Here is an 8,518-nt window from a genome sequence, read left to right on the forward strand (position 1 = left end):
GCCCCCCCGCCGCCCCCCCCCCGGGGGGGGGGGGGCGAAAGAAAACGCCGCGTTACGCGTCGTCCTGCGTGACGCTCTCAATGGTCAGTCGGACATCCGACGTAATCAAATCCGCCAGCATCCGATAAACCTTCAGGGTCTCTTCCGGCTCGGCGTCGCCGGTGTCGCTGATATAGCCTTCATCGCGCAGGGTCAACACCAGGGTGCTGAACACCGCTTTGTCGAAGAACTCCGGCGCATTGATGCCGTGTAGCACCGACAGACGCTGGGCCACGGTGCGACTCTCTTTTTCCAGCGAGCTGCGGTTGATCGCCGGGTTAGCGCTCAGCAGCCAGAAGGTGATGGCATAGCGCTGCAGCGTCTCGCGGGCGCCAGCGGCCAGCAGCTGCAGGGAGCGAGAGTGCGACGGGTTGAGGCTCATGACATCGCCATCGACGACGATCAGCTCCTGACGCAGCATCTCGGCAATCAGCGCATCCACCACTCCGGCCAGCTCCGCTTTTTCCCAGCGCAGGAACAGCTCGGCCTTGAGGAACGGATAGAGTGTTTCCACATGACGCAGCACTTCGGCGCGGCTGAGATGACGATGCTGAGTCACCAGAGCGGCTAACAGCGACGGCATCACCAGCATATGGGCGATATTGTTGCGATAGTAGGTCATCAGCACCGCCTGCTCGCGCGGCAGGATGATGATGTCGCCAATGGTGTCCTTCTCCACTTCGAACTTGTTCATCTGCAGTGCATGATCGATGAGCTCGCTGGCCGAAGCGGATGGGGCGGTCGCATCCGGAGAATAGGGCACATTGCGCAGCAGCGCGAGGTAGCACTCTAACTGCTGGGTGAGCTGCTCACGGGTCAGCGAACGCTGGCGGGAGGCCAGTAGCGCCGTACAGCACAGGTTCATGGCGTTGGCCGCGCCGGCGTTATTGATGCGCACCATCAGGTCAGCGGCGATGCTATTCACCGTCGGCGTCAGCCAGGAGGGGCGAACCGCTTCGATCGGGTCGATCGCTTCCCGCCAATCCGGCACATGCTGGTTAAGATAGGTCATCAGCGGCAGCGGTTCGCCGAAGTTAACGTAACCCTGGCCCAGGTTGCGCAGCTTGCTTAAACCGCGCACCATCTGCGGCAGACTCTCTTTCTCTTTAGTGGCGCCGCGCAGCTCTTTGGCGTAGGTTCCTACCTCCATCACGTGCTCATAGCCGATGTAAATCGGCACCAGGGTGATCGGTCGGGTTCCGCCGCGCAGCATCGCCTGGATGGTCATCGACAGCGTACCGGTCTTCGGATCGAGCAGGCGGCCGGTACGGGAGCGGCCGCCTTCGACGAAATACTCCACGGAATAGCCGCGGCTGAACAGTTCGCCAAGGTATTCGCGGAACACGGTGGAATAGAGCTTGTTGCCCTTAAAGGTGCGGCGAATAAAGAAAGCGCCGAGGCGGCGGAAGATCGGTCCGGCCGGCCAGAAGTTGAGGTTGATGCCCGCCGCGATATGCGGAGGGACCAGCCCCTGATGGTACAGGACGTAGGAGAGCAGCAGATAGTCCATGTGGCTGCGGTGGCAGGGGACATAGACAATTTCATGGCCGTCGTGCGCCAGCTGGCGTACGCGCTCGGCGTTATGCACGTTGATGCCCTGGTACAGGCGGTTCCAGGTGAAGCCGAGAATGCGGTCGGTCAGGCGGATCATCTCGTATGAGAAGTTCGCCGCAATCTCTTCCATCAGCGCGATAGCGTTCTGCTGTGCCTTCTCGTGCGAAATTTTCTTGCTGCGCGCTTCGTCTTCCACCGCGCGGGCAATCGCTTTCGAGGCCAGCAGTTTATTAAACAGATCCTGGCGGGCCGGCAAACGCGGGCCGACGGCGGCCAGCCGCTGGCGGGCAAAATGCATGCGAGCGACGCGAGCCAGCTTCTGGGCGATGATCTTATCGGTACCGTGCTCATCCGCCATGCGGCGCAGCGAAACGGACGGCGAGAAGCGCACGAAGCTGTCGCGGCCGAGCCAGGAGACGGCGAAAAATTTCTGAATACCGTTCAGCATCCGCAGCGGCGGATTGACTTCTCCTTTCTCGCGACCCGGCGAACGGCCGAACATGACCGAAACCGGCACCATTTGCACATCGAGGTCCGGATGGTTGCGGTGCAGATCGAGGTAATCGTGGAACAGCTTGATGGACTCTTCTTTTGGCGTGTAATAAGTAAATACGCGCGGCCCACCGTGGATGAATACGTAACGCGGCAGCAGGGCGCCGTCGATTTCCAGCGGTTCAAGCGGGTCAGGTAAATCATGCGCCAGGCATTGGGCGCGCAGCGTCAGCAGGTCCGCCTTCGAATTATAGGGCAGGACGTACATGACCGGACGCGAGGTATCGAGTCCTAATTCCTGGGCAGGCTCTGCCGGAATAGACTTGCTTTTTACCAGCACCTGTAATGGTAAATTCAGTAATTTATAGTAAATTCGTTGCCAGCCGGACATAAACGATGTGAAGCCTCTGGTTAATCATGCAAATGCGCGGCAAGAATAACAGAAAGTGGGCAAAATTTCCGTTACCACGCGGCAAACGCGCACACTCATCGACGTCATTTACGTAAAAAGGTTTTGTGATGGCCAATAATACCACCGGGTTAACCCGGATCATTAAGGCGGCAGGTTACTCCTGGAAAGGATTTCGCGCGGCGTGGATCAACGAGGCTGCGTTTCGTCAGGAAGGCGTCGCCGCTATCGTGGCCGTCGCGGTAGCCTGCTGGCTGGACGTCGACGCCATCACCCGCGTATTGCTGATTGGCTCGGTCCTGCTAGTGATGATAGTCGAAATTCTCAACAGCGCGATTGAAGCGGTTGTGGACCGTATCGGCTCGGATTTTCACGAGCTTTCAGGGCGCGCCAAAGATATGGGGTCGGCGGCGGTTCTGCTGGCGATTATCATCGCGCTGATCACCTGGGGAACGCTGCTGTGGAGCCATTATCACTAACGTTCTTCGCTAACCCTCGCAAAATATGAACAATCCGCCGATTTTTGTGTGCCATGTGGTTCCAAAATCACCGTTAGCTGTATATACTCACAGCATAACTGTATATACACCCAGGGGGCGGAATGAAAGCGTTAACGACCAGGCAGCAAGAGGTGTTTGATCTCATTAGGGATCATATCAGCCAGACGGGCATGCCGCCGACGCGTGCGGAAATTGCTCAGCGCTTGGGGTTCCGTTCCCCAAACGCGGCGGAAGAACACCTGAAAGCGCTGGCGCGTAAAGGCGCGATCGAGATCGTCTCCGGCGCTTCTCGCGGTATTCGCCTGCTGACGGAAGAAGAGCAAGGCCTGCCGCTGATCGGCCGCGTCGCCGCCGGTGAGCCGCTGCTGGCGCAGCAGCATATTGAAGGCCACTATCAGGTCGACCCGTCGATGTTTAAGCCCAACGCCGATTTCCTGCTGCGCGTCAGTGGGATGTCGATGAAAGACATCGGTATTCTGGATGGCGATTTGCTGGCGGTCCACAAAACCCAGGATGTGCGTAACGGCCAGGTGGTTGTCGCGCGTATCGATGAAGAAGTGACGGTGAAGCGCCTGAAAAAGCAGGGCAATGTCGTTGAACTGTTGCCGGAAAACAGCGAGTTTTCCCCGATCGTCGTCGATCTGCGCCAGCAGAGTTTTACCATTGAGGGTCTGGCCGTTGGCGTGATCCGTAATGGAGAATGGCTGTAGCGCCTGCCTCTGCGCAGCGTCATCTGTTGCGTGACGCTGCGACGTTTTTCCTCAATCAGGTCCTCAAACATGCTGCTCAACGCTGCCGATAAAGCGCTGTGGCGTCTTGCCCTCCCTATGATTTTCTCCAACATCACCGTCCCGCTGCTGGGGCTGGTGGATACGGCGGTGATCGGCCACCTGGACAGCCCGGTATACCTCGGCGGCGTAGCGGTCGGGGCGACGGCCACCAGTTTCCTCTTCATGCTGCTGCTGTTCCTGCGCATGAGCACCACCGGGCTCACCGCTCAGGCCTGGGGCGCCAAAGATCCGCAGCGCCTGGCGCGGGCGCTGGTGCAGCCGCTGGCCCTGGCGCTGGGCGCCGGGGTGCTGATTATCCTGCTTCGCCTGCCGCTAATTGACCTCGCTCTGCATATTGTCGGCGGCAGCGAGGCGGTGCTTGAGCAGGCGAGACGGTTTCTCGAAATTCGCTGGCTCAGCGCCCCCGCCTCGCTGGCCAACCTGGTGCTGCTCGGCTGGCTGCTGGGCGTCCAGTACGCCCGGGCGCCGGTTATTCTGCTGGTGGTGGGTAATCTGTTGAATATTGTGCTCGATCTGTGGCTGGTGATGGGCCTGCGGATGAACGTCCAGGGAGCGGCGCTGGCCACGGTCACCGCGGAGTACGCCACCCTCATTATTGGCCTGCTGATGGCGAAGCGGGTGCTGACGCTGCGCGGCGTGTCGCTGGCGATGCTGAAAAACGCCTGGCGCGGGGATCTGCGCCGTTTATTGGCGTTGAATCGGGACATCATGCTGCGCTCTCTGCTGCTGCAGCTGTGCTTTGGCGCGCTGACCGTATTCGGCGCCCGTCTGGGCAGCGACATCGTGGCGGTTAACGCCGTACTGATGACCATGCTGACCTTTACCGCCTACGCGCTGGATGGCTTTGCCTATGCCGTGGAGGCTCACTCCGGCCAGGCTTACGGCGCGCGCGACGGTAGCCAGTTGCTGGAGGTGTGGCGGGCGGCCTGCCGGCAGTCCGGCATGGTGGCGCTGGCGTTTGCCCTGATTTACAGCCTGGCGGGGCAGTACATTATCGCGTTGTTAACCTCACTGCCTTCCCTGCAGCAGCTGGCCGATCGCTATCTGATCTGGCAGACGATCCTGCCGGTGGTCGGCGTCTGGTGCTATCTGCTGGACGGCATGTTTATCGGCGCGACGCGCGGCGCTGAGATGAGGAACAGTATGGCGGTCGCCGCGGCGGGGTTTGCTGTGACGCTGCTTACGCTACCGGTGCTTGGCAACCATGGTCTGTGGCTGGCGCTGGCGGTGTTCCTCGCCCTGCGCGGCCTGTCGCTGGCGCTGATCTGGCGTCGTCACTGGCGACGCGGCACATGGTTTAGTTAGTCATCTCCCGTCATTGCCGCTAGCCGTGACCTTCCCCGGTCGCGCTACGTTTACAGGGCGATTCAATAGCCCGGCTCAGCGTGGCGCAGGCCGGGAACATCCTCTTCGCGTTATCCCGCGGTGCGATGGTTAAAAATTCCGAATAACGAATCGACGCCAGCATTCTCATCTATAGTTAATACCATGTCCGGCACAAAACGGGCTGTAAACCCACCGAATGATGAGGACGTTATTATGAATAAAGACGAAATCGGCGGTAACTGGAAACAGTTTAAAGGTAAAGCCAAGGAACAGTGGGGCAAACTTACCGATGATGATATGACCGTAATCGAAGGGAAGCGCGACCAGCTGGTCGGCAAAATTCAGGAGCGTTACGGTTATGAGAAAGATCAGGCTGAGAAAGAAGTCTCAGACTGGGAGCATAAGAACGACTATCGCTGGTAGCGTTCCTTGATCCGAAGAATGAAGCATTTGTGTTAGTGCCTGTCTGAATGGCGCAGGGACGCGCCGTTAACCCTTTTTCCCGCTGCGGCAGCCGCTCAGCGGGCTTTCTTTTTGAGCTGAATAGTATGATCGTGCTGGCAATGTCCCGGGGTGCTGCAGGCTTCGACTTCCACGCAGCCCGCGCAAAGCCCGTGAGCTTCTATCACATTGTGGCGCAGGGCAAACCCCATGCGGGCCGCCAGCGTATGCATGATATCTTCCACCCCTTCCGCCGCTTCTTCTTTTACCACGCCGCAGCGGTCGCAGATAAACATGGCCGAGCTATGGGTCGGCTGGTCGAACAGATGGCACAGCACATAGCTATTGGTTGACTCTACCTTATGGACAAAACCCTGCTCGAGTAAAAACTCCAGCGCACGGTAAACCGTCGGCGGCTTCGCCTGCGGCTCTTTCTCACGTAGCAAGTCCAGCAGATCGTAGGCGCTGATTGCCCCTTGCTGCAGGCTCATCAGGCGCAACACTTCCAGACGCTGTGGAGTCAGGCGTACGCCGCGCTGTGCGCAAAGCTTTTCAGCATGCGCTAACATCTCTTGCGAAGGGGTCTTATCCATGAGCATCCTCGGGTTGCGTGAATTTGAATCTGTTACTTTATCACGTTCCTCAGAAAACACCGAGAGCCGGCAGGTGATACGGGTCATACTTCAGGTTGTCGGCACCGGCGCCCGTCCCGAGCGCTGGCCGCTTATTCTCGAGCAGACTACGCCTTAGCCGCTCGCTAAAACCACCATGTCCGATTTAATCACAACACGCCCGACCCTGGGTATGCTATATCTGAAGTGTCTCATTTTCGGGAGAAAACGATGAAACGACCTGATTGCATTCGCCACTGGCGCGAACTGGAAGGGCCCGACGATGCTACTTATCCCGACAGCCCGGAGCGTTTTTCAATCGGCGCGCCGCTGGGGCGAGGTTTACGTCTCAACCGGCTGGGGATCCACCACGAGCGGCTGCCGCCCGGGCGGCGCACCTCTTATCCACACGCGGAGAGCGATGAGGAAGAGTTCATCTACGTGCTGGAGGGCTATCCGGAAGTGTGGATAAACGGCTATCTCTGGAAGCTGGAGCCCGGCGACAGCGTGGGTTTTCCCGCTGGTACCGGCATCTGCCACACCTTTCTCAATAACACCGAGCAGGAAGTTCGTCTGCTGGTGGTGGGCGAGGCCAACAAGAAGTACAACCGCATTTATTACCCGCTCAATCCCGGCTATGCCGCGACGCGCCAGGATCGTTGGGTTGACCATCCGCCGCAGTTCTTCGGTCCACACGACGGTAAGCCGCGGAAAAAGTAATCATTTCAGGTGAGGGGCGAAGCGCGGCGCACTATGCGCCTGTGGTGTATCTTTATGCTATAGTAGCGCCCCTTTTTACCCGGATGCTTATTTATTCGCCATGATGCCTGAATCAACGTCACCTGTTTTCCCTGCTCACCGCTTCTCCATCGCGCCGATGCTCGACTGGACCGACCGACACTGCCGCTACTTCCTGCGGCTGCTGTCGCGGCATACGCTGCTGTATACCGAAATGGTGACCACCGGGGCGATTATTCACGGCAAAGGGGACTATCTGGCCTATAGCGAAGAAGAGCACCCGGTTGCTCTGCAGCTCGGCGGCAGCGATCCCCAGGCCCTGGCGCAGTGCGCGAAGCTGGCCGAGGCGCGCGGCTATGATGAGATCAACCTCAACGTCGGCTGCCCCTCCGACCGCGTGCAGAACGGGATGTTTGGCGCTTGCCTGATGGGCAATGCGCCACTGGTGGCCGACTGCATCAAGGCGATGCGCGATGTGGTGTCGATTCCGGTCACGGTGAAAACCCGTATCGGCATTGACGACCAGGATAGCTATGAGTTTCTGTGCGATTTCATTGAGACAGTCTCCGGCAAGGGCGAGTGTGAGATGTTTATTATTCACGCCCGCAAAGCCTGGCTCTCCGGCCTGAGTCCAAAAGAGAACCGCGAGATCCCGCCGCTGGATTACCCCCGCGTCTGGCAGCTGAAGCGCGATTTCCCCCACCTTACGATGGCGATCAACGGCGGCATCAAATCGCTGGACGAAGCCAGAGTACAGCTTGAGCATATGGATGGGGTGATGGTCGGGCGTGAGGCCTATCAGAACCCGGGCATTCTGGCCTCGGTCGACCGCGAAATTTTCGGCGTCGCCGGCGCGGATGCCGATCCGGTAGCGGTGGTGCGAGCCATGTACCCCTATATTGAGCGCGAGCTCAGCAAGGGCACCTATCTGGGCCATATTACCCGCCATATGCTGGGGCTGTTTCAGGGGATCCCCGGCGCTCGCCAGTGGCGTCGCTACCTGAGCGAAAATGCGCATAAAGCCGGCGCCGATATTGCGGTGCTGGAGCATGCCCTGAAGCTGGTGGCCGATAAACGTTAATTTCTGACCAAAACCTGGTGAAATTGACCACGCCTCGCGCACTGACGCGGGGCGTTTTGTTTTAAAGTCAAAAGCTTATGGTTGGCATGCTTTTTGTAATACCTGCAGAGTGAAGTATTCATTCTTTGGGGAGAGAACCATGCTGGAACTGCTATTTGTCATTGGATTTTTTGTCATGCTGCTGGTCACCGGCGTATCGCTGCTGGGGATTATCGCGGCAATCGTGGTGGCGACGGCGCTGATGTTCGTCGGCGGGTTGTTCGCCTTGATGATCAAATTACTGCCGTGGCTGCTGCTGGCGGTGGCGGCGGTGTGGGTTATTCGGGCGCTGAAATCCCCGAACGGAAACGCTTTTCGCGACAATAACCGTTGGCGTTACTAAGGTATTGAGGGGTGCGTCACAACCTGAACAATTTTGCAGACAACCGCGTAGGCATTGCTGCGCAAATCTGTCACTATTAGCGCGTTAACGAATTCATCGCGCTGTACCCTACATACAGCCGAACTAAAAAAAAGTAAGGGCTTCCCAGGTGGAA

10 protein-coding genes are annotated in these 8,518 nt (G+C 58.6%); 7 read left to right on the forward strand and 3 right to left on the reverse strand.

Translation table 11 applies throughout. The annotated features are described in order from the left end of the window. Nucleotides 1–52: 52 nt before the first annotated feature. On the reverse strand, nt 53–2,476 hold the full coding sequence (gene plsB, locus HMPREF9538_RS14895; RefSeq protein ID WP_004178269.1) for a glycerol-3-phosphate 1-O-acyltransferase PlsB: 2,424 nt from the start codon (nt 2,474–2,476) through the stop codon (nt 53–55). A gap of 128 nt (nt 2,477–2,604) precedes the next feature. On the opposite strand from plsB, the gene HMPREF9538_RS14890 reads away from it, so the two are divergent. From HMPREF9538_RS14890 to dinF, 3 genes are all read left to right on the forward strand, one after another. Then, the gene (locus HMPREF9538_RS14890; protein ID WP_002884819.1) at nt 2,605–2,973 is read left to right on the forward strand and encodes a diacylglycerol kinase; all 369 of its coding nucleotides are present in this window, start codon (nt 2,605–2,607) and stop codon (nt 2,971–2,973) included. 122 nt (nt 2,974–3,095) lie between these two features. Continuing rightward, nucleotides 3,096–3,704 (forward strand): transcriptional repressor LexA, encoded by a 609-nt coding sequence (gene lexA, locus HMPREF9538_RS14885; protein ID WP_002884822.1) that lies wholly within the window; start codon nt 3,096–3,098, stop codon nt 3,702–3,704. A 69-nt stretch (nt 3,705–3,773) separates the two neighbouring features. Continuing rightward, on the forward strand, nt 3,774–5,090 hold the full coding sequence (dinF, locus tag HMPREF9538_RS14880) for an MATE family efflux transporter DinF (RefSeq protein WP_004151748.1): 1,317 nt from the start codon (nt 3,774–3,776) through the stop codon (nt 5,088–5,090). Nucleotides 5,091–5,109: 19 nt separating this feature from the next. On the opposite strand, the gene HMPREF9538_RS32225 is transcribed toward dinF, so the two are convergent. After that, nucleotides 5,110–5,259, reverse strand: a complete 150-nt coding sequence (locus tag HMPREF9538_RS32225; protein ID WP_004219133.1) for a hypothetical protein — start codon at nt 5,257–5,259, stop codon at nt 5,110–5,112. A gap of 65 nt (nt 5,260–5,324) precedes the next feature. On the opposite strand from HMPREF9538_RS32225, the gene HMPREF9538_RS14870 reads away from it, so the two are divergent. After that, on the forward strand, nt 5,325–5,534 hold the full coding sequence (locus tag HMPREF9538_RS14870; protein WP_004151747.1) for a CsbD family protein: 210 nt from the start codon (nt 5,325–5,327) through the stop codon (nt 5,532–5,534). A gap of 95 nt (nt 5,535–5,629) precedes the next feature. Here the strand turns inward: HMPREF9538_RS14870 and zur are convergent, their stop codons facing one another. Continuing rightward, nucleotides 5,630–6,145 (reverse strand): zinc uptake transcriptional repressor Zur, encoded by a 516-nt coding sequence (gene zur, locus HMPREF9538_RS14865; RefSeq protein ID WP_002884931.1) that lies wholly within the window; start codon nt 6,143–6,145, stop codon nt 5,630–5,632. A gap of 249 nt (nt 6,146–6,394) precedes the next feature. Here zur and HMPREF9538_RS14855 point away from each other — a divergent pair, with 249 nt between their 5' ends. The 3 genes from HMPREF9538_RS14855 (at nt 6,395) to pspG (ending at nt 8,364) form a co-directional block, all read left to right on the forward strand. After that, the gene (locus HMPREF9538_RS14855; RefSeq protein ID WP_002884935.1) at nt 6,395–6,883 is read left to right on the forward strand and encodes a cupin domain-containing protein; all 489 of its coding nucleotides are present in this window, start codon (nt 6,395–6,397) and stop codon (nt 6,881–6,883) included. Nucleotides 6,884–6,983: 100 nt separating this feature from the next. Next, nucleotides 6,984–7,982, forward strand: a complete 999-nt coding sequence (dusA, locus tag HMPREF9538_RS14850) for a tRNA dihydrouridine(20/20a) synthase DusA (RefSeq protein ID WP_002884937.1) — start codon at nt 6,984–6,986, stop codon at nt 7,980–7,982. A 139-nt stretch (nt 7,983–8,121) separates the two neighbouring features. Then, nucleotides 8,122–8,364, forward strand: a complete 243-nt coding sequence (gene pspG / locus HMPREF9538_RS14845; RefSeq protein WP_009484997.1) for an envelope stress response protein PspG — start codon at nt 8,122–8,124, stop codon at nt 8,362–8,364. Nucleotides 8,365–8,518: the final 154 nt, after the last annotated feature.

Source organism: Klebsiella sp. MS 92-3 (genome assembly GCF_000195655.1).
Classification (GTDB): domain Bacteria; phylum Pseudomonadota; class Gammaproteobacteria; order Enterobacterales; family Enterobacteriaceae; genus Klebsiella; species Klebsiella pneumoniae.

Bases quoted from the DNA above. Each gene is read 5' to 3' on its own strand.
- plsB (WP_004178269.1), bottom strand. From the start codon at position 2,476: ATGTCCGGCTGGCAACGAATTTACTATAAATTACTGAATTTACCATTA.
- HMPREF9538_RS14890 (WP_002884819.1), top strand. From the start codon at position 2,605: ATGGCCAATAATACCACCGGGTTAACCCGGATCATTAAGGCGGCAGGT.
- lexA (WP_002884822.1), top strand. From the start codon at position 3,096: ATGAAAGCGTTAACGACCAGGCAGCAAGAGGTGTTTGATCTCATTAGG.
- dinF (WP_004151748.1), top strand. From the start codon at position 3,774: ATGCTGCTCAACGCTGCCGATAAAGCGCTGTGGCGTCTTGCCCTCCCT.
- HMPREF9538_RS32225 (WP_004219133.1), bottom strand. From the start codon at position 5,259: ATGAGAATGCTGGCGTCGATTCGTTATTCGGAATTTTTAACCATCGCA.
- HMPREF9538_RS14870 (WP_004151747.1), top strand. From the start codon at position 5,325: ATGAATAAAGACGAAATCGGCGGTAACTGGAAACAGTTTAAAGGTAAA.
- zur (WP_002884931.1), bottom strand. From the start codon at position 6,145: ATGGATAAGACCCCTTCGCAAGAGATGTTAGCGCATGCTGAAAAGCTT.
- HMPREF9538_RS14855 (WP_002884935.1), top strand. From the start codon at position 6,395: ATGAAACGACCTGATTGCATTCGCCACTGGCGCGAACTGGAAGGGCCC.
- dusA (WP_002884937.1), top strand. From the start codon at position 6,984: ATGATGCCTGAATCAACGTCACCTGTTTTCCCTGCTCACCGCTTCTCC.
- pspG (WP_009484997.1), top strand. From the start codon at position 8,122: ATGCTGGAACTGCTATTTGTCATTGGATTTTTTGTCATGCTGCTGGTC.